This is a genomic window from Lactococcus muris (genome assembly GCF_042849115.1).
In the GTDB taxonomy this organism is placed as follows: Bacteria; Bacillota; Bacilli; order Lactobacillales; family Streptococcaceae; genus Lactococcus; species Lactococcus muris.
In genome coordinates this window covers 1-21,418 of record NZ_BAAFQO010000014.1, presented here as the reverse complement: position 1 = coordinate 21,418, position 21,418 = coordinate 1, and the positions used below count along the sequence as shown (strand labels likewise).

Annotated in this window: 19 protein-coding genes; 11 read left to right on the top strand and 8 right to left on the bottom strand. The window is 38.8% G+C overall.

From position 1 onward, the window contains the following. Window position 1: 1 nt before the first annotated feature. The 9 genes from iolG (at window position 2) to xerS (ending at window position 9,573) form a co-directional block, all read left to right on the top strand. Window positions 2-994 carry an inositol 2-dehydrogenase gene (gene iolG / locus ACGHCK_RS08825; protein ID WP_271328140.1) on the top strand — a complete coding sequence of 331 codons (993 nt, stop codon included), beginning with the start codon at window positions 2-4 and terminating at the stop codon, window positions 992-994. A gap of 74 nt (window positions 995-1,068) precedes the next feature. Continuing rightward, complete coding sequence (locus ACGHCK_RS08820; RefSeq protein ID WP_251420826.1) at window positions 1,069-2,088, top strand: Gfo/Idh/MocA family protein; 1,020 nt, start codon at window positions 1,069-1,071, stop codon at window positions 2,086-2,088. A gap of 319 nt (window positions 2,089-2,407) precedes the next feature. Then, a complete protein-coding gene (locus tag ACGHCK_RS08815; RefSeq protein WP_271328141.1) occupies window positions 2,408-3,391 on the top strand; it encodes a LacI family DNA-binding transcriptional regulator in 984 nt (327 codons plus the stop codon). Then, a complete protein-coding gene (gene rbsK / locus ACGHCK_RS08810; protein WP_251420828.1) occupies window positions 3,384-4,289 on the top strand; it encodes a ribokinase in 906 nt (301 codons plus the stop codon). The genes ACGHCK_RS08815 and rbsK overlap by 8 nt, the downstream gene beginning before the upstream one ends. After that, a complete protein-coding gene (rbsD, locus tag ACGHCK_RS08805; protein ID WP_202230814.1) occupies window positions 4,264-4,662 on the top strand; it encodes a D-ribose pyranase in 399 nt (132 codons plus the stop codon). The genes rbsK and rbsD overlap by 26 nt, the downstream gene beginning before the upstream one ends. Continuing rightward, complete coding sequence (locus ACGHCK_RS08800; RefSeq protein WP_271328142.1) at window positions 4,659-6,134, top strand: sugar ABC transporter ATP-binding protein; 1,476 nt, start codon at window positions 4,659-4,661, stop codon at window positions 6,132-6,134. Before rbsD ends, ACGHCK_RS08800 begins: the two co-directional genes overlap by 4 nt. Before the next feature lie 93 nt (window positions 6,135-6,227). Further along, the gene (locus ACGHCK_RS08795) at window positions 6,228-7,109 is read left to right on the top strand and encodes an ABC transporter permease subunit (protein WP_202230824.1); all 882 of its coding nucleotides are present in this window, start codon (window positions 6,228-6,230) and stop codon (window positions 7,107-7,109) included. Between the two features lie 41 nt (window positions 7,110-7,150). Further along, window positions 7,151-8,119 (top strand): substrate-binding domain-containing protein, encoded by a 969-nt coding sequence (locus tag ACGHCK_RS08790; RefSeq protein ID WP_202230818.1) that lies wholly within the window; start codon window positions 7,151-7,153, stop codon window positions 8,117-8,119. Window positions 8,120-8,493: 374 nt separating this feature from the next. Next, window positions 8,494-9,573, top strand: a complete 1,080-nt coding sequence (xerS, locus tag ACGHCK_RS08785) for a tyrosine recombinase XerS (RefSeq protein ID WP_251420832.1) — start codon at window positions 8,494-8,496, stop codon at window positions 9,571-9,573. A 196-nt stretch (window positions 9,574-9,769) separates the two neighbouring features. On the opposite strand, the gene ACGHCK_RS08780 is transcribed toward xerS, so the two are convergent. The 8 genes from ACGHCK_RS08780 to ACGHCK_RS08745 all read right to left on the bottom strand — a co-directional run bounded on the left by ACGHCK_RS08780 (window position 9,770) and on the right by ACGHCK_RS08745 (window position 19,556). Next, a complete protein-coding gene (locus ACGHCK_RS08780; protein ID WP_251420834.1) occupies window positions 9,770-10,186 on the bottom strand; it encodes a DUF805 domain-containing protein in 417 nt (138 codons plus the stop codon). A 96-nt stretch (window positions 10,187-10,282) separates the two neighbouring features. After that, window positions 10,283-11,629: a methylenetetrahydrofolate--tRNA-(uracil(54)-C(5))-methyltransferase (FADH(2)-oxidizing) TrmFO gene (trmFO, locus tag ACGHCK_RS08775; RefSeq protein WP_202229575.1), complete on the bottom strand. Its 1,347-nt coding sequence runs from the start codon at window positions 11,627-11,629 to the stop codon at window positions 10,283-10,285. Between the two features lie 54 nt (window positions 11,630-11,683). Next, on the bottom strand, window positions 11,684-13,834 hold the full coding sequence (gene topA, locus ACGHCK_RS08770) for a type I DNA topoisomerase (RefSeq protein ID WP_271328144.1): 2,151 nt from the start codon (window positions 13,832-13,834) through the stop codon (window positions 11,684-11,686). A gap of 209 nt (window positions 13,835-14,043) precedes the next feature. Continuing rightward, a complete protein-coding gene (gene dprA, locus ACGHCK_RS08765) occupies window positions 14,044-14,889 on the bottom strand; it encodes a DNA-processing protein DprA (protein ID WP_271328145.1) in 846 nt (281 codons plus the stop codon). A gap of 85 nt (window positions 14,890-14,974) precedes the next feature. Then, window positions 14,975-15,673, bottom strand: coding sequence for an acetolactate decarboxylase (gene budA, locus ACGHCK_RS08760; RefSeq protein ID WP_202229569.1), 699 nt, complete (start codon window positions 15,671-15,673; stop codon window positions 14,975-14,977). A gap of 122 nt (window positions 15,674-15,795) precedes the next feature. Then, complete coding sequence (locus tag ACGHCK_RS08755; RefSeq protein ID WP_271328146.1) at window positions 15,796-17,520, bottom strand: ABC transporter permease/substrate binding protein; 1,725 nt, start codon at window positions 17,518-17,520, stop codon at window positions 15,796-15,798. Continuing rightward, complete coding sequence (locus tag ACGHCK_RS08750) at window positions 17,513-18,715, bottom strand: quaternary amine ABC transporter ATP-binding protein (protein WP_202229565.1); 1,203 nt, start codon at window positions 18,713-18,715, stop codon at window positions 17,513-17,515. The genes ACGHCK_RS08755 and ACGHCK_RS08750 overlap by 8 nt, the downstream gene beginning before the upstream one ends. Before the next feature lie 220 nt (window positions 18,716-18,935). After that, window positions 18,936-19,556 (bottom strand): TrkA C-terminal domain-containing protein, encoded by a 621-nt coding sequence (locus tag ACGHCK_RS08745; protein ID WP_202229563.1) that lies wholly within the window; start codon window positions 19,554-19,556, stop codon window positions 18,936-18,938. 206 nt (window positions 19,557-19,762) lie between these two features. On the opposite strand from ACGHCK_RS08745, the gene ACGHCK_RS08740 reads away from it, so the two are divergent. Then, window positions 19,763-20,599, top strand: coding sequence for a DUF368 domain-containing protein (locus ACGHCK_RS08740; protein ID WP_271328147.1), 837 nt, complete (start codon window positions 19,763-19,765; stop codon window positions 20,597-20,599). 221 nt (window positions 20,600-20,820) lie between these two features. Then, a partial coding sequence (locus ACGHCK_RS08735; RefSeq protein ID WP_394304528.1) for an IS30 family transposase occupies window positions 20,821-21,418 on the top strand: 598 nt, incomplete at its 3' end.

The following is a 21,418-nucleotide window of genomic DNA, read 5'->3' as shown; positions in this document are numbered from 1 at the left end:
AATGAAAAAAGTAAATATCGCTATCATCTCCTATGGTCGCATTGGGCGTGTCCACATGAAAAATCTTGTAGCATCGCCTTATTATAATGTTATTATGGTTTGTGATATCGTCAAACCAGATGATTTTGAGACGGAATACCCAGAGATTTCTTTTGTGTCCGAGTATGCAGAGGTACTGGCTAACCCAGATGTAGATGCAGTTTTGATTGGAACACCAACCTCACTTCACCCGATGCAGATTAAGGCAGCAGCTGAAGCAGGCAAGCATGTTTTTTGCGAAAAACCGCTAGGCTCTAGCATGAAGGAAAGCCTAAAGGCTTATGAAGCAGTGAGAAAGTCAGGGGTTATCATACAAACAGGATTCAACCGCCGCTTTGATGACGATTTCTTGGCTATAAAGTCACGTATCAGTGAAATTGGTGAGCCACAGATTCTTAAAATTACCTCCCGTGACCCGGGTATGCCTCCCATTGAGTACGTAGAAAAATCGGGTGGTCTCTTTATGGATATGACGATTCACGACTTTGATATGGCTCGCTACATGTTTGGAGAGGTGAAGTCAATCTTTGTGCAGGCAGCTGCTCTGGTAGAGCCTGCTATCACAACATATGGTGACGTAGATACGGCAATCATAACTTTAACCTTTGAAAATGGTGCTATTGGTGTAATTGATAATAGTCGTCAGGCTGTCTATGGCTATGATCAACGCATTGAAGTTTTTGGGTCTAAAGGGATGTTACAGAATGATAATCATCTGGAAAGTAATACTGTACTTTCTTCCAAGGCAGGGGTGTTCTCTGAGAAACCTCAGCATTTTTTCTTGGAACGTTATCTGAAGTCTTACGATACAGAACTGACCTATTTTGCCAAGTCTATCCTTGATGAGAGCCCAGTAGTTTGTACGATGGAAGACGGCATTATGGCTGTTAAAATTGCTCAAGCTGCCCAAAAGTCTTACCAGATTGGCTCGACTGTAGTTCTAAGCAATTCCTGAATCAAGAGACTGGTGAAATACATGATGAGCTATGTATTCTTTTTCTATAAAAATTTCATAAAAGAGGTGGATGAATGTCAACAATCAATATCGCAATCATTGGTCTGGGGCGTTTAGGTATGTGTCATGCTGAGCATGTAGCAAGTATGCCTAAAGTAAAATTAAAAGCAGCCTTTGCTTTGGATGATGAACAATTAGATTTAGTACACTCCCGTTTTGGGGCTAAGCCTTATAAAGACTGGCGGATGATGATTAATCAGGAGAATTTAGATGCTATTATCATCGCAGCTCCGACTGCTTTTCATCCAGAAATTACTATTTATGCTATAGAACATGGTCTGAATGTCTTTTGTGAGAAACCTATGGGAATTGATATGGAGGAAATTGAACAAATGGTTACGACGATCAAGTCACGCCCAGAGCAGATTTTCCAGCTCGGCTTCATGCGGCGTTTTGATCCGTCTTATCAAGAAGCTAAACGGATGGTGATTTCGCAAGAACTGGGCGACATTCTCTATATGCGAGGTTACGGCATTGACCCTTTCAAGAATCTAAAGAGTTTTGTAAACTATGCAGGCAGCAACGACTCTGGTGGCATATTTCTGGACATGACCATCCATGATATTGACTTGGTCCGTTGGATTGTGGGAAAAGAACCTGTTGAGGTTTATGCAGTGGGAAATTCTCTTGCGGCACCTGAATTGCAAAAGATGGGAGAATTTGAGACAGGGGTAGCTAATCTTCGCTTTGATAACGATATGGTCGCCACTTTGGTAGCAGGACGTACTGCAGCTCATGGAAATCACGTTGAATTTGAAATCATGGGAAGCAAGGGCTGGATTCGGGTGGGGCAGGAAGCTTCTCCCTACTATACGACATTATTTACTGATAAAGGAATCGTTAGGCCTTGTATGCAATCTTTCCCGGAACGCTTTTCTGAAGCTTTTAAGGCAGAATTACAAGCCTTCATTTATGCAGTTAGCTCCGGAAAACCTAATACTGTAGCAGCAGAAGTTGAAGATGGACGTGCAGCATCTAAAATAGCTAGAGCTTGTCAAGAGTCTGCAAAGCATCATCACATTGTCAAGCTTTAGCAAGTAGACAATTCTTGGTACATATTATTATGGCAGGCGTGCTAATCTTAAAAGTTTAAGGTTGCTAGATACTCTCTTTCATCTTTGTCTTCACTATTTTGCCATGCTTTGTGAGAGACAAGAAAACATCCTATTATTTAGTAAGAAAATAATTTTTTTAGCAATGTTAAGGAAAAGTTTCCCCCTTTAGGCCAAGAGATAGTACTTATCACATGTCACTTGAAAAAAATTGTGATTTCCCTTGACAAAGCGAATGTAAACGTGTACAATGATGTTAACAAAATGGGAACGGTACCATAATTAATCGGAGTAGAAAATCATGGTTACAATAAAACAAGTTGCTGAAGAAGCAGGAGTATCTAAATCTACAGTTTCGCGTTATATTTCGCAAAATGGTTATGTCAGTCAAGAAGCGCAAGAAAAGATTGAAGCAGCTATAACCAAGCTTAATTTTGTACCCAATCTTTCAGCCAGATCATTGAAGACAAAACATAGTCAGATTGTGGGCTTGCTTTTACCAGATATTTCAAATCCATTTTTCCCAATGCTGGCAAAAGGAGTGGAGAAATTTCTAAAAGAACATGGCTATAGAGTTTTGCTTGGTAACATTGGTGAGGATAATCAATTTGAAGAAGACTATCTCAAAGTACTTATGCAAACCAATGCTGCAGGTGTAATTACAACCAATGATTTTCGAGAAGCATTTCCAGAAATTAAGCTTCCGACAGTGATTGTTGACCGGGTAGGGCAAAAAAGTGATTTTGGCGTTTTTTCAGATAATTTATCGGGAGGAAAGATTGCTGCGTATGTGATTGTTGAAGCTGGTGCAAAAAAGGTCGCAGTCATAAGTGGTCCTGTAACAGCAGAAAGTATTAACAATCGTTTTAAAGCAAGCATTGCTTACCTCAAAAAAACAAAAACACACTATGAAACCTTTTACAGTCAGAGTTATGATTTCGATGAAATTCTTAAAGAAGCCAAGCAGGTTTTGAAGCACAATGATTTTGACAGCATCATCGCTCCATCTGATATTCATGCTATGGCCTATATCCGTGAACTCCACCATTTAGGCAAACGTATTCCAGAAGATGTACAAATTATTGGCTATGATGATATTCTAATGAGCCAGTACATGTATCCAGCTTTATCAACCATTCACCAAGATGCTTATGAAATGGGATATGAAGCAGCAAAGTTAATTTATAAATTATCATTAGGACAGGAAATCAAATCACGGCAGTTACAACTGCCTGTACGCTATGTTGAACGAGAAACAATTAGGAAAAGAGAAAGTAATGAGTAAAATAGTTGTTGTTGGTAGTATTGCAATGGACTTAGTGACAATCACTGAGCAAGTACCAGAAACAGGTGAGACCGTTTTTGGAAAAGCTTTTTCAATGGTGCCTGGCGGTAAAGGGGCCAATCAAGCAGTGGCTATTGGTCGTTTGGCTCCCAAACAAGTTTCAATGATTGGTGCAGTAGGTCAAGACGCTTTTGGAAAGAGTATTTTGGATAATTTTACTGCCCAAGGTGTTCTTGTGGACGAAGTGGGAACGGTACCAGAGACTACAGGGGTCGCTCAGATTACATTATTTGAAAACGATAACCGCATTATCGTCATCCCTGGTGCCAATAAGACCGTGCTCACAGATACTTGGATGTCTGAGTGGGATATCATAAAAGCAAGTCAATTGGTTGTCTTGCAAAATGAAATTCCGCATGAAAGTAATATGGCGATAGCAAAGTATTGTCAGGAAAACGGGATTAAAGTCCTCTATAACCCTGGACCGGCCCGTGAGACAGACTTTCAGATGTTACCTTTCGTAGATTTCATCACACCTAACGAGCATGAGAGCAGAATGTTGCTTCCCCACTTGAGTTTGGAAGAAGCCTTGGCTAAGTATCCAAACAAGCTCATTGTTACTTTAGGAGCTGAGGGTGTGATTTTCCACAATGGTCAAAGTATTGAGAGAGTTCCAGCAATAAAAGCTGAAGTAGTGGATACAACTGGTGCAGGAGATACCTTTAATGGTGCCTTTGGTTTTGCAATAACATCAGGTCTATATGTAAAAGAAGCAATTAAATTTGCAATAATTGCTTCTCATCTCTCTGTTCAAAAATTTGGAGCACAAGGCGGAATGCCTACACTTGAAGCAATTAAGGAGCATGAACAATATGAAAAAACATGGTATTTTGAATAGCGATTTGGCAAAGATTGTGGATGATTTAGGACACACCGATCGCGTTTGTATTGGCGATTTAGGACTTCCTGTACCGAAAGACATTAAAAAAATAGATTTAGCTCTAAGTCATGGTACACCGGATTTTCAAGCAGTTTTGGATATATATTTAGAAAATGTTTTTGTTGAAAAAGTTATTTTAGCTGAAGAGATAAAAACACAAAACCCGAAACAGCTGCAGCAAATCATAAAAAAACTGAATCATACTGCAGTCATAGAATTTGTAAGTCATGAAACACTGAAAGATATGAATAAAGAAGTGAAAGCGATAGTAAGAACAGGTGAAAATACACCTTATTCGAATATTATTCTACAGTCGGGGGTAAGGCTTTGAAAATTGAAATGCAGAATATCTCCAAATCCTTCGGTAGCAATAAGGTACTCGAGGGCATTGATTTGCTCATCAAGTCCGGCGAAGTACATGCATTGATGGGAGAAAACGGAGCAGGAAAATCTACTTTGATGAATATCTTGACCGGCCTTTTTCCAGCAAGCGGTGGAGAGATTGTGATTGATGGGAAGCAGAAGCATTTTAGTAATCCACAAGCAGCTGAAGTGTTCGGGATTAGTTTTATTCATCAAGAAATGAATACTTGGCCAGATTTGACTGTTTTGGAAAATTTATTTTTAGGGCGTGAAATCAAAAATAAATTTGGACTTTTGGATAATAAGGCAATGCGAAAAAAAGCAGCATATGCTTTTGAACAATTAGGTGTTACGATTGATTTGGATGCCGTCATTGGTAAACTTTCGGTTGGTCAGCAACAAATGGTCGAAATTGCCAAGTCATTCCTTTCAGACTTGAAAATCTTAATCATGGATGAGCCAACAGCTGCACTTACAGAGCGTGAAACGGAGCGTTTATTTAAGGTTATTGAGGGACTCAAAGCCGGTGGCGTTGGGATTGTTTATATCTCTCACCGTATGGAAGAAATCTTTAAAATTACCGATTGTGTAACCGTTATGCGTGATGGTTTGGTGATTGATACCAAGAAAACAAGCGAAACGAATGTCGATGAACTGGTTCGCAAGATGGTTGGACGGGAAATATCGGACTATTATCCTGAAAAAACTGCTCAAATTGGGGACGTCGTTTTTGAAGTTGAAAATCTTTCAGGTGAGAGGTTTAAAGATGTTTCATTCCAAGTGAAATCAGGCGAAATTTTAGCTTTTGCTGGGCTTATGGGTGCAGGGAGAACCGAAGTCATGCGTGCTATCTTTGGCATAGATAAGCTACAGTCGGGAGTCATTAAAATCAATGGCCAAGTGAAAAGCATTAATTCGCCAGCTGATGCAATTCATCAAGGAATCGGTTTCTTAACAGAAAATCGTAAAGAAGAAGGACTAGTGCTTGACTTCTCCATTCGAGAAAATATTACATTACCAAGTAACTATGATTTTGTCAAAAGAGGAATTTTTGATGAAAAAACTTCACTGGAATTTGTTGAGCGCCTGTCGGAGCGCTTGAAAGTTAAGGCGACAGATGTTAACCAAACTGTTGGGAGCCTGTCTGGTGGAAATCAACAAAAAGTTGTTTTGGCAAAATGGATTGGTATTGCACCAAAAGTACTCATTCTCGATGAACCTACTCGTGGCGTTGATGTAGGTGCCAAACGTGAAATCTATCAGCTCATTAACGAGTTGGCTGAGCGTGGCGTACCAATTATTATGGTGTCGAGTGATTTACCAGAAGTTTTAGGTGTTTCAGATCGTATTGCTGTCATGCACGAAGGAAAAATTGCAGGTATCTTGGACAAATCAGAAGCGAGCCAAGAGAAAATTATGCAGCTGGCCACTGTTAATTAAAACAAATTTCAATTAATAATTGAGGAGGAAAAAGTGAAAGCACTCACGAATAAATTCAGTTCATTGACGACTTTGCTCGCTTTGATTGTATTGATGGTTGTCATCACCATCATTAACCCCAACTTTTTAACTACTAATAACTTGCTCAACTTGCTTTTGCAGGTAACCGCAAATGGCTTCATCGCCTTCGGTATGACCTTTGTTATCTTAACTTCAGGAATTGATCTCTCAGTAGGTTCAATACTAGCCTTGTCGAGTGCTATTACAGCGGGTCTAATCGCCAACGGCATGCCTGTACCCTTAGCCATTGTTGTAGCTTTATTACTAGGCGGCGTCTTAGGCATGATTAACGGTTTGCTGATTTCCTTTGGCAAGCTAGCACCCTTCATTGTGACTCTTGCAACCATGACCATCTTTCGCGGGGCAACTTTAGTTTATACAAATGGAAATCCTATTACTCAAGGTATGTCTAACAGTTATCTTTTCAAATTTTTAGGTCAAGGTTATATTTTGGGTATACCTTTCCCTGTTATCTTAATGTTTGTTGTTTTCATCATACTTTATGTTGTTTTGCATAAAACAGCCTTTGGTAAATCAGTTTATGCATTAGGGGGTAATGAGAAGGCAGCCTACATCTCGGGCATTAAACTTAACAAGGTTAAAATCTTGATTTATACTATTTCAGGTGTAATGGCTTCTATCTCTGGATTGATCATCACATCACGGTTAAGCTCCGCACAGCCAACAGCAGGAGCATCTTATGAGATGGATGCTATTGCTGCAGTAGTTCTTGGTGGAACCTCACTCATGGGGGGCAAAGGTCGCTTAATCGGTACTTTGATTGGTGCATTGATTATTGGTGTCTTGAACAATGGACTAAATATTATTGGCGTGTCAGCATTTTGGCAACAAGTAGTCAAAGGTGTGGTTATCCTTATTGCGGTTATGCTAGACCGTTTGAAAACTAGCAAATAATTAACGTTATCAAAAATTTATTTCATATAGGAGAATTTCAAATGAAGATGTTTAAAAAAGTGCTGGCAGGTACAATCTTAGCAGGTGCCATTTTAACACTTGCAGCATGCGGTCAAACAGGCCTAGGCAATGAAGGCGGTGGTAACAATGGTGGTACCACTAAAAAAGCGGCAGATGAATTGAACATTGGTGTATCAATTTCTACAACGAATAATCCATATTTTGTGGCGATGGATAAAGGGATTAAAGATGCTGCAGAAAAGGCTGGCACAGAGATTAATGTCTCAGATGCACAAAATGATGCTGCTAAACAAACCAATGATGTACAAAACTTCATCAGCCAAAATGTTGATGCGATTTTGATTAATCCAGTAGATTCTGATGCTATTGTACCAGCGATTGAAGCTGCTAACAACGCGAATATTCCGGTTATCCTTATGGACCGCGGCGCTTCAGGTGGTGAAGTATTGACAACAGTTGCTTCAGACAATGTTGAAGCAGGTAAAATGGCAGCAGAATTTATCGCAAAAGAAGCAGGTAAAAATGCAAAAACACTACAACTTTCAGGTACACCAGGAGCCTCTTCAACAATTGACCGCGGTAAAGGCTTTGACAACGCTGCCAAAGATACACTTGATGTTCTCTCAAGTCAATCTGCAAACTTTGACCGTGCAACAGCTTTGAATACCACTCAAAATATGCTCCAAGCAAACAAAGATGTTCAAGCAATCTTTGCACAAAATGACGAGATGGCCCTTGGTGCTGCACAAGCCGTTAAAGCAGCTGGTTTGTCTGATGTGATTATCGTTGGTATCGATGGACAGCCAGATGCCCAAGAAGCAATCAAAGAAGGTCGCTTGACAGCAACAGTAGCGCAACAACCAGCTAAAATGGGCGAAATTGCACTTCAAGCAGCAATTGATCACTTTGAAGGTAAAGACGTAGAGAAAACTACCGTTTCCCCAATCTTCCTTGTAACCAAGGAAAACGTTGGTGAACACAACTGGTAATGAAGTAAAAATAATTAAGTGCATTTGACAAGTTATAAACAAACAGCTGACTACCTAAGTCTGATTAAGAGGGAAAGGTCAGCGACTTGACATGGATAAGGCTCATCACACTACAAACCACCCGTTTCATGGGTGGTTTTAGCTTTGGAACATCCATCTTTTTGAATAAAAAGTTGATGCTGTATCTTAATGAAGTAAAATATATAAAAGGAATGAAAACGAAAGTAATCTATCATTGAAATTTCTTACTTTTAAAAACTTAAAAAATCTCTATAATTGTCTTCTTTTGACCTTCTCTTCAACTGTTTTTGAAATAAACAGAAATTATTCGCAAAGATGTTGACTTGCTACTTTCCGAGTGATATAATAGATTTATGACTAAAAATGTGCAAAATAAAATAGAATCCTTACTTGATATAATGCCTAAATACGTTCAGGAATTTTATCACTCTAAAGCTTCTGTGCCTTATTCACCCAATACATTGTTGGCTTACTTGGAAGAGTATCGACGTTTTTTTAGCTGGTTGATTGATTCAGATGCCATATCTGGCGCAAAGTCCATAACTCAAATCTCCCTCGATGCCTTGGCTAAGTTACCCAAATCTGATGTGGAATCTTATATTATGTTCCTCAGAACCAAAGAAAAAGGAAATGGACAGGAAAAATACAAAAAATACGGGATTTCACAGGTATCCATTAATCGTGCTGTTTCAGCCCTTTCAAGTCTCTTTAACTATCTCACAGTTGAGTCTGAAGATGAAAATGGAGAGCCTTATTTCGACCGAAATGTCATGAAACGCATCAAAGTTAAGGCAAAAACAAGGTCGCTATCTGCTCGTGCGGAGACTATGAAACCTAAGTTATTTTTAGGTGATGAAACGCAAGCTTTCCTTGACTTTATCCAGGAAGAGTATCCTAAGACACTCAAAGCACGTGCACTCACCTCCTATAACCAAAATGTTGAACGTGATCTGGCTATGATTGCTCTCTTCTTGTCTACAGGTGTGCGTTTGTCTGAACTTGTGAATACCAACCTAAAAGACCTTAACCTAAATACGATGACAATTGAAGTTATGCGTAAGGGAGGCTTTGTAGACTCAGTGAATATTGCGCCATTCGCAAAGCCCTATCTAGAGAATTACCTAGCAATTCGTGAACAGCGCTACAAGGCTGAAAAGCATAATATAGAGCTCTTTTTGACCAATTACAGACAGGAAGCGAAACGCATCGGTGCTTCTTCTGTTGAGGCATTGGTGGCCAAATACTCCGCAGCCTTTAAAATTCGCGTGACCCCACATAAACTGCGCCATACCCTTGCCACAAGGCTTTACGCAGAAACAAAATCGCCTAATCTGGTTGCCAATCAGCTTGGCCATACTTCTAATTCAACGGTCACTTCGCAGTATATTTCAGTACTTTCCGATGAGGCAAAAGATGGATTGGCAGATTTGTAAGAAAAAAAGATTGGAGGCGAGAATGCTCACAATCTTTTTTTCTTGTGTCAGTTGAATACTATTAAATTAATCACACCATAGAGAGATTTTCGATATTAATCGCCTTTCATATACGGTTACACAGGACTGATTACAGCCAGTCCTTTTTTATATTTTCGTTTTATCAAGAGCCCCATGAAATTCAAGAAAAACAAATCTAAAAAGATTGCCAGTCGTTGCTAGGGTCGTCGTCCTCTAAGACATCTATTTCACTATTTTTTGAGGGGAGCATCATAATACCAAGAAAAATAAGTGTTCCTGGTCCAATAAGCAAATTTACGAAAATCAGGGCTACTGGGAAACCAGTGTCTCTCAAGCGCCTAACCGATAGAGAAATATTCGGAATAATGACCACCAAAATTGCAGCTATGTAAGCAAAAAATGCCAATAAATATACTGCTGACCACACTAAATTAGAAAAATCTGTGTACGTAAGTACAAAGAGTCCTGCATACGTCGCTGTAAAAAAGAGTAATTGAATCAGAAACATCCACCAAAATTGGCTTCGACTTGATTTACCTTTAAAATCGCTGTAACCTTTCCAAAAATGCTTGAAAGCACTAACCATAATCATCCTCTATTCTGTTTGTATTATTTTTACATAATATTAGTTATGTAAAATATCAAAAAAATGAAAAGCCTAGCCTGTAAATTAGGCTAGAATTTTTTATCAACTTATCTCTGCGATTATGCTATTTAAATCCGACAGAGCACGTTCGGCAACTTTAGTATAACGTTCTTTTTTATCACGAATACGTGGACCTTCGAGCTCTTTAACAATACCGAAAGTGACATTCATAGGTTGAAAGTGTTTGCTATCTGTATGGGTAATATAGTACGGCAAGGCACCAATAGCTGTGGTTTGCGGAAAAACAACTTCTTCTTCTCCCTTAAAGAGTCGAGCTGCATTAATCCCAGCAACCAGACCACTTGCAGCAGATTCAACATATCCTTCTACACCAGTCATTTGACCAGCAAAGAAAAGATTAACTTGTTTCTTTGAGCGGAAAGTTTGCGTGAGAAGATTGGGTGAATCCATATAGGAATTGCGGTGCATTACCCCATAACGGACAAACTCTGCATTTTCAAGTCCTGGAATCATCCGGAAAACGCGTTTTTGCTCCCCCCATTTAAGATGGGTTTGGAAACCGACGATATTATAAAGGGAAGCCGAGGCATTGTCTTGGCGGAGTTGAACTACAGCGTAAGGTGTTTTAAAATCTCCATCGCGTGGTCCTGTGTAAGAATCAGGATATTCCAAGCCTACAGGTTTCATAGGACCAAATAGCATTGTTTTATACCCACGTTTAGCCATCTCTTCGATAGGCATGCAGCCTTCAAAAACTTTTAAATCTTCAAAAGCATTAAGAGGAGCTTCCTCTGCCTCAATCAATGCTTGTTGGAAATTATTAAATTCCTCCTTGGTCATCGGGCAATTGATATAATCTGCTTCACCTTTATCATAACGCGATTTCTTATAAACTTTACTATAATCAATGCTGTTTGCATCAATGATTGGTGCGGCAGCATCGTAAAAGTAAAAGCCTTCACCATCATTAAAAGCATGAATTTTTTCAGCCAAGGCATCACTGGTTAAAGGACCGGTAGCAACTATCGTAATTTCCTCTTCTAAGTTGGGAAGAACTGTAATTTCTTCACGAATGACCTCAATCAAGGGATGTTGTGATATAGTTCTAGTGATAAATTCGGAAAAGGCTTCGCGATCAACAGCTAGGGCTCCTCCTGCAGGAACTTGTGTTTTTTCTGCAGCTTGCATCATGATAGAGTCTAAACGGCGCATCTCTTCCTTTAGAAGTCCAACTGCATTAGTAATAGCAGCGCCACGGAAAGAATTTGAGCAGACCAATTCTGCAAATTTATCCGTTTTATGCTGGGGCGTCGCTTTCACCCCTCGCATTTCATATAGCTTTACCGGAATTCCTCGTTTCGCAATTTGATAAGCTGCTTCTGAACCAGCCAGTCCCGCACCGATAACATTTATATGTGTTTTTTTCATCGTAAACTTTCTAACATCAACACATTTTGCATATTTAAAATTATGTAAAATGCTCTATTTTTGTTTTTCTTCTTGATAGTCACAGGTTTCATTGCTACAAACAACCTGCTTGCCGCCACCACGTACTTTCTTTTCAACTAGGAAGTGCTCACATTTTGGACAAGAGCGACCAACAGGTTTGTCCCAGCTGGTAAACTCACAGTCTGGATATCTGTCACAGCCATAAAAAAGGCGATTCTTTTTGGTTTTTCGTTCAATAATCTGCCCTTTGTGGCAACTTGGACAAGTTACACCAATTTCTTTCACGATAGCTTTAGTATTGTGACAATCTGGGAAATTACTGCATGCATAGAACTTGCCATAGCGCCCTAACTTGATAACCATAGGATGACCACAGACCTCACAATCAAAGCCAGCGGGTTCATCCTTGATGACGATTTTTTCCATTTCTACTTCAGCTTTGTCAAGCTCTAGGGCGAAAGGTTTATAGAACTGATCAACAACATCAACCCAGCGACGCTGTCCTTCTTCTACCTTGTCTAAATCTTTTTCCATTTCTGCTGTGAATTCGGTATTTACAATATTAGGGAAAAATTCAATAACCAGCTTGTTTACGATTTGACCAAGTTCTGTTGGTTCAAATCGTTTTGCGACTAATCGCGCATAATAACGCTTTTGAATTGTATCAAGTGTAGGGGCATAAGTTGATGGCCGACCAACGCCATTTTCTTCCAAAACTTTAATCAAAGTGGCTTCACTATAGCGTGCAGGAGGCTGAGTAAAATGTTGTTCCGGCTTGAGGTTAACTTTTTTAACAATATCTCCTGCTACCATGTCTGGAAGCATATTATTCTTTTCAGAATCATTATAAATTGCTAAATACCCCTCAAACTTAACTTGCGAGCCATTCGCTACAAAAGTCACACCGTTTTGCGAAAGGTTAACCTTCATTGTATCAAAAACAGCAGCAGTCATCTGACTTGCAACGAAACGGTTCCATATTAAAGTATAGAGTTTCAACTGGTCCTTGTTTAAGTATTTTGCAATAGACTCTGGAGTATTCAAAACATTGGTTGGACGGATAGCCTCGTGGGCATCCTGAGCACCAGCTTTATTAGATACTTTAGAACTGTGCTTACTATATTTCGCACCAAAATGCGCCGTGATAAACTCAGCTGCTACACCTTGGGCAACAGGGGAAATGCGAGTAGAGTCAGTACGCATATAAGTAATTAGTCCTTGATGACCTTGAGCACCAAGAGTTATCCCTTCATAGAGTTGCTGTGCAACTATCATCGTTTTACGCGTACGGAAGTTAATTTTATTCGCTGCATCTTGTTGCATTGAACTAGTTGTATAAGGTAGCGGTGCGTTTCTACGGCGTTCCTTCTTTTCTACCTTGTCAACGTTGAATTCTGGACCAGACAAACGTGCCATGACTTCCATGACATCATCATTGTTATCCAGTGCGCGCTTCTTACCATCAACGCCCCAGAAAGCAGCCTTAAACTTTTTCGGTCCTTTTTTAAATTCACCATCAATTGACCAGTATTCTTTAGGAACAAAAGCATTGATTTCATTTTCACGATCAACGATAAGCTTAAGCGCAATGGACTGTACACGTCCTGCAGATAATCCTTTTTTTACTTTTTTCCAAAGAATTGGACTAATTGAATACCCAACCAAACGGTCTAAAACTCGTCGTGCTTGCTGAGCATCAACCAAGTCAATGTCTATGCTTCGTGGTTCTTTAAAAGCACTTTTGACAGCATCTTTAGTAATTTCATTGAAGACAACGCGATTTTTGTCCTCTAATGACAGGCCTAAAATGTGGGCTAAATGCCAAGCAATAGCCTCTCCTTCTCGGTCCGGGTCACTTGCGAGATAGACAGCTTTAGCGGCTTTAGCCTCTTTTTTAAGGCCATTTATCAGAGGTGCCTTACCACGAATGTTAATATATTGTGGTTCATAATTATTTTCTATGTCAACAGACATTGTTGATTTTTTTAAGTCACGAATATGTCCAACGGACGCAACAACTTTATAATTACGTCCCAAATATTTTTCGATTGTTTTTGCTTTAGCAGGTGACTCAACAATTACGAGATTTTTGCCTTTTACAATTTTTTCTTTTTTCTTACTTTTCGTTTTTTTACTGTTTAATTTCTTTTTTGCAGTTACTTGTTTTTCGCTTGCTTTCGCCATATTTTTACCTATTTTTCAAAATTCAATAGTCTAATAATATAGGCTTTTAAGACAGATGTCAAGTAATAAAACCAAAAGTGTTTCTCTTATAGGAGAATTAAATGATTATTAAAAGACAAAAACGTCTTTCGTTCCCTATAATATGTGCATGGAATCGACATTTTGTGTTTTTTGTTTTTAGAAAAAACTTATGGATAAATTCCTCTTTATCACTCAAAGAAATATTCATCTAAAATATCTTGACCATGTGTCACTAGCTTTGCCCCTTGCTGAATCAAACTGTTACAGCCTGAAGAATTTCTACTCAGAATATTACCTGGCACAGCAAAAACATCTCGATTTTCTTCCAAGGCCCAACTGCTTGTAATTAAACTTCCACTTCTTTGTTTTGCTTCAACAACAACGATTCCTCGAGAAAGGCCGGCAATAATCCTATTTCTATCTGGGAAATGAAATTTAAGTGGCGGATCACCTACAAGATATTCTGAAAGAACGAGTTCATTTGCTGCTAAGTACTCTTGTAATTTACGATTTTCTTTTGGGTAACTGATGTCTAAGCCGTTACCAATAACAGCAATGGTAGGAGTCTTTTGCCTTACAGCTGCAACATGACTTGATGTATCAATCCCACGTGCAAGACCACTTACTATGACAAACTTTTGTTTTAGCTCCTCGACAAGCTTATGTGTAACTTTTATCCCTTCTTTCGAAGTCTCACGACTACCGACAAAACCTATTTTGGGGAGATTGAGTAAGTCCAGATTCCCTTGATAAAAAAGCAGTACTGGGGGATTATATATTTCCTTAAGTCTTTCTGGATAGACCTCGTCCAAGATTGAAAAAGACGGAAATCTCTTATAAAGTCTCCTTAAGCCTTCAACATCTTGACCTTTATAACTTTCTATAAAATTAGGGACTGACTTTACTTCTGTTACATGTGCTATCTGCCGTAAGGTTATCTTTTCCTTGTTTTCCTTTTGATATGTAATAAGTTTCAAAATTCCACGGTTAGATACACCCGCTGTTTTCAATCTTAGTATTTCAAAGTTTCTCATTATGAAGCCTCCATTTTTACCTTCTGTTTAATTCATACGTAAAAAATAGAAGCTTTTCACAAAAAAACTGCATTTCTGCAGTTCTTTATTCCGCTTGCTCGATATCTTTTTTGAGCTGATCAAGATCAAACTTTGCTTGAAGGAAATTTTGAGATTTTGTTGGGAAATTTTGCTCTAAAGCATCCACTTGACCTATTTCTACTTTACCGGAAAAGCCAGTAAATCCTAAAATGTGGCCACCAAAATCGCATGAATCAGCAAGAAAATGCAGATGGTAACCAGCGACACTTACACCATGAAACATTTCTGGTGTCCAAAAGCCGACAATAGTTCCCTTGACTTTCTCCTCTTTATACTCAGGTTGATTTTCTGCTACTTTAGCAAAGGGCTCTCCTTCCGCCGCACCTGGAGCCATACGCACGTGCATCATTTCAAAATCCCCAGCCATTTTGATTGTGTAGAAAGTATTTTCACTGTTAAACGCATTTTCAATTTTTTCAAAGAGTTCTTCGCTGGAAATTTTTTCTTCTTGTTGGAGAGAAAGTGTTGCTTCATGATGAGCTACGGCAGCGTAAGGAACACTTTCATCATCTTCTACTTGACGTACTTTTTTGTCCCCAGTCGCAATATAAGCTTTGCCATCTAGGACGATAAGCTCACCATTAATACCAGACAAAGTTCCGATACCAAAGCTGCCTTTTTTCAAGAGCTCTCCAATCGTTAAAGTTCCTTCGTAAAGTCCTGACATCAAAGCTGCAAGGGTGTTGTGTTGAAATAATTTCATTTATCTTTCCTTTCAAAGTATTCGATTCTTCAATACTCTAATTCTACCACATTATCACTTCTGCGATTAAAATAGGGATTGCTTGTTTGGCTATTTCTTCTAAAAAAGACTAAGCAACAGGCTTAGTCTTCAAACCATTTGTCAACTTGTTCTTTATGAGATTTAATCCACGCTGCTGCTGCTTGTTCTGGTGTTTTACCCTTTTGAACATCAAGCATTACGGATTCCATATCTTTTTGAGACCAGTTAAACTTGTCTAATACTTTATAGGCTTTCGGGTTATCTTCTTTAAGCCCTTTACGCACAATTGTATTGATATCTTCAGCTTTACCCATTGAGTTTTTTGGGTCTTCTAAATATTTCAAATCATATTGATTAAACATCCAGTGTGGGGACCAGCCAGTGATTACGATATCTTTGTGTTGCTTGATAGCTTCACCAAGGGCAACAGTCATTGCGCCAGCAGATGATGGGACTAAGTTCCAATCTTTCAAGTTAGTATAGTCTTTAAGGACTTTTTCTGTAGCTGCCATAACGCCAGCACCAGGTTCGATACCGATGATAGATTTATCAGCTTGATCTTTCAGATCTTCAATAGAGTTTGCCTTCATGTAGCTTGGAACGACCAGACCAACTTTAGCTCCCTTAAGGTTAGGGCCAAGCAATTCCACGGATTTGCTGAATTTTTTCCATTGCGTTTCGTGGGTGTTTGGCAACCAAGCAGAAACCATGCCGTCAGCCTGACCATTAGCGACAGTTTGCCAAGCAACTGTATTATCTAAAGCTGTCTTCTTAACATCAAAACCATGTTGTTCCATAGCCTGGCTTAATACATTAATGGCTGCAACTTCTGAATTCCAGTTCATATATACAAGTTCAACATTTTTATCTGCTGCTGTTTTCTTAAGTGTAACACCAGAAATACCACCAATGATAAGAACGATAAGAGCTACAAGCGCCCCTCTTTTCTTCCATTTTTTAAGTTGCGGATTACCTTGTTTTTCTGTTGGAGCAACGTTAAGTTTTTGAGTGAAACGGTCAATGATGATAGCCAAAATAACCAAAGCAATACCGTTTACAAAACCTTTACCAATGTCCGCAGATTGCACAGCTGCTAAGACACCGCGTCCAAGCCCAGGTGCACCGATCATTGAAGCAATAACAACCATTGAAAGAGCCAACATAATTGTTTGGTTAACACCTGCTAAAATTGTTCCTTTTGCTAAAGGAAATTCTAACTTGAAGAGTTTTTGTCTTGGTGTCGAACCAAAAGAATCTGCTGCTTCGACCAATTCAGTTGAAACTTGACGGATACCCAAGTTTGTCATACGAACTGTTGGTGGCAAGGCAAAGATGACTGACGCAAATACACCAGGAACCACTCCGATACCAAAGAATGCAACGGCCGGAATCAAATAAACGAAACCGGGCATGGTTTGCATAAAGTCCAGTATTGGTTGCACAATCTTAGCGACGAGTTCGGACTTAGCCATCCATATACCTAAAGGAATACCGATAATAATAGAAACTAAACTAGAGAGCAAGACCAATGTCACTGTATTCATCAAGTCTGTCCATAAACCTTGATTGGCAATAAGAACTAAACCTAAGAATGTAAAGATAGGGAAGGCAATTTTACGTCCAGAAACTAAAACTGCCAAAAAAGTAACAACAATAATCATTAACCAAAATGGTACAGCTGTAAGTCCTGCAGTTACTGTATCCATAATTGCCGTACCAGCTTTTTGAATAATATCAAACCCAGCACTTAGATTACTTGTAATCCAATCTGTTGCAGTCGAAACCCAATCTGCTAAGGGTATCTTACCTATTGCTAACTCAATCATTATTTACCTCCTCATCGTCTACATCTGCTAAAGCTTCCAGTACTCGTCCGCGGATAAGAATACCTTTGAGGAATCCTTCATCGTCTACCACGGCAACAGGTGTTGGAGAGTCGTATATGATAGGTAAGATATCACTTACTAATGTTTCTTTACCAACTTGTCCAACATCTGTCATGAGAACATCGCGAAGAGATTTATTGGCTTGTTTTGCTTGAACTGCTGCTTCACTGGTAATAACACCGTAAAATTGACGTTTTTTATCGACAGCCATTAAAGAACTTACTTCTTCTGTTTTCATCTTTTTAAGCGCAACACTTGGACCATCAATATCAATGTTAGTTGTTAAGGCAGGAATCATAATGTTCTCCGCCGTGATAACTTTTGCACGATCAACATCTTCTACAAAGGTTTTAACGTAATCATTAGCAGGGTTAGTAAGGATTTCTTCACCTGTACCAATCTGCATGATTTTACCATCCTTCATGATGGCGATACGATCGCCGATACGCAATGCTTCATTGAGGTCATGCGAAATGAAAATGATTGTCTTTTGGAATTTTGCTTGAAGTTCCAAAAGTTCATCTTGCATCTCACGACGAATCAAGGGGTCCAAAGCTGAGAAAGCTTCGTCCATCAGAAGGATTTCTGGGTCATTGGCTAAAGCGCGCGCTAAGCCGACACGTTGTTGCATCCCTCCTGAAAGTTGGTTGGGGTATTGATTTTTAAAATCAAGGAGGTTAGCGTTGTCTAGGGCTTTTTCGGCACGCTTACGACGTTCCTCTTTTGGTACATTTTGTACTTCCAAACCGTATTCTGTATTTTCAAGAATCGTTCTATGTGGGAAGAGACCAAAATTTTGGAAAACCATACTCATCGTTTTACGACGAACTTTTAACAAATCTTCTTTATTCAATGTAGCAACATCTTCACCGTCAATGAAAATCTTACCGCTTGTTGGCTCAATCAAACGATTAAGCAGACGTAATAATGTGGACTTCCCTGAACCAGAAAGACCCATAATGACGAAAATTTCGCCTTCATTTACTTCAAAGTTGGCATCATAAACACCGACGCTCGCACCTGTTTTTCTTAAAATTTCGTTTTTCGACTCCCCCTGTTCGACCATTGCCAAAGCAGTTTTTACACGTTTACCAAATATTTTGGTTAAGTGTTCAATTTTAATTTTTACTGGCAAAATATTCTCCTTTACTCTTAAATAATTAAATACTTTTTGTTATTTAATCTCATTAAAGTGACCACTCTATATTAACAATGTATTGTCACTTTGTCAAATGAGTAAACTTATAAAAGCAGAAAATATTTTATATTGAAGAAAGAAAAGACTCACAAATATAAACAAAATCTCAAGTATGTTTATATTTGTGAGCGATTTTTATGAGTAAAGCAAAGCTTTATTAATTTTTGTAAAAGAAGTTTTGAAGAACTTGCAAGGCATCTGCTCCTCCCACAAAATACAGCGTATCATGTTGGTTGAGCGTCGCATACGGACCAGGAGAGATAACCAGTTCATCATTTTGTAGAATAGCGATTACCGTTACTCCAGTATTTTGCCAAAGGTTCATCTCTCCGATTGTTTTCCCCAAATTTTCTGAAGGTTCATTGAGTTCTAGTTCTATAGGTGTCATTGGATTAGACTTTTGGAAGTGTGCAGTTTGTCCAACCAGCTTATCCAAGGTAGATGAAAAGTTAGCAAGTTCTTTCTGTTGACGTGCAACACTCTTTAAAATATCGACCTGCAAGTCTTGAATTGTTTTAATTTCTTGGTGCTGGGCCAAATACTCTTGTGCTTTTTGTCGTGATACAATTACAACACCACTTCCATGAATGGAATCGACAATCCCCAAATCACTAAGAATACTGATAGCTTTCCGTGCTGTCTCCGGAGAAACACCAAAAGTCGTTGCCAATGTAGAACGCGCATAAATTTTTTGCCCTACTTTCAATTCATTGCGAACAATATTTTCAGCAATCAAGATGGCAATTTGCTGATATTTCGGTTGCCTTACCTTATTCACCGTATTCCTCCCTCGTATGTGATGTTAAATCTTGTAGCATTTCTGTAGGTAATGCCCTATGATTTCTATTTTAATGTAAAAATACAAAAAAAGATAGTAAAGTTAATGATATTGTGTATATATCATAACATGTATTTTTAATATGTTTTGTATAAGTAATTTATGATATAATGAACCAGAAAGTTTTAAAAATAGAAAGTGATGTTATGAACTGGATTTTTAGATTGTGTAAAGGAATGATTATTGCTCTTGGTTTCATTCTTCCGGGTGTTTCAGGCGGTGTTCTCGCTGCAATTTTAGGGATTTATGAACGAATGCTCCATTTCTTGGCTCATATTCGTCAAGATTTTAAGAAGAATTTTCTTTTCTTCCTCCCTGTTGGTATAGGCGGAATCTTAGGTTTAGTACTTCTTAGTAGACCCTTAGAATGGTTGCTTGCACATCATCAAGTCATCGTTTTATGGGGCTTTGCCGGTGCCATTTTGGGAACTCTCCCTTCTCTCTTTAGAGAAAGCTCTCGTCACAAGTCAAGAGACCAAAGCGACTGGGCTATTTTAGAGCTTACCTTTGTCCTATCCGCGATTATTTTGTATATGTTACCTGCAATCGCTGGTACAGTTCCAGCAAACTTTTTTGGTTTCTTTCTTGCTGGTATATTGATTGCCCTAGGTGTATTGGTTCCTGGACTTAGTCCTTCCAATCTTCTTTTAATTTTAGGTCTTTTCTCTCCGATGCTTGACGGTTTTAAAAATCGTGATATTCTTGGTGTTTTTCTTCCAATTGCCATTGGAGGAATGTTCGCTCTTGTGAGCTTTTCAAAGGTAATGGAAAGACTTCTCCTTAACTATCATTCGAAAGTGTATCATTTTATTATTGGTTTGGTCCTGTCGAGTACTTTACTTATTGTTGTCCCTACACAGAGTGCTGAAACGATCAGTTATGCTGGTGCAACCTTCTCAACTTTTATGATGAGTGCCTTACTTTTTGTAGTTGGGATACTTTTAGGACTTTGGATGAGTAAACTAGAAGAAAAATACAAATAGCTATTGGTAAGGAGCTATGCTTCTATTACGTCTTCAGAAATAAAAACGACTGAGAAAAATTTAATCAGTCGTTTTTATGGTTCTGTATAATCTGTGGTGGTAGATTAAAATCTACTGCCCTTTTTTTATCTTGAATTTATAATTTAAGTGCAACAGAAAAAAGACTATTCATAAATCCAGTATAATAAGTTTGTCGAGAACATTATTAAGCTGGAGGAAATATGAATAGTCCCTATACTCATCTTACAATATTTGAACGAGAAAGTATATTTTTGTGGTCATCACAAAAGGTTTCTGTGCGTGAAATCGCTAGACGCTTAAATCGGAGTGCCTCCACAATTTCAAGGGAGCTTAAAAGAAATAGTGTTAATCAGGACTACTCTCCAACGGTTGCCCAAAGCAAATACCGGAGCAGAAAAAGTCATTGTGGAAGAAAAGCAATCTTCACCAATCGTCAATATTGGGAGAAAGTGAGACACTTATTCGTTGATTTACAATGGTCTCCTGAACAAATCTCTGCACGATTAAAGCATGAAGATTCGGAAGTACAGGTCAGTTATACAACCCTCTATAGGGCAATCTATAATGGCCTATTTGAGCTTGAAAAATTAAGTCATGGTAATCGTGGGTTAATTCGTTCACTGCGTCATAAAGGGAAAACTAGGCACACGAAAGGACATCAAGAAAAGAGAGGGAAAATCCCTATCTCCCATACCATTCATGAACGTCCAGAAAGTGCCAATCAAGGTCTGGAGATTGGACATTGGGAAGCCGATACTGTAGCTGGAAAGACTGGTGGTTCATGCTTGGTTACGCTCA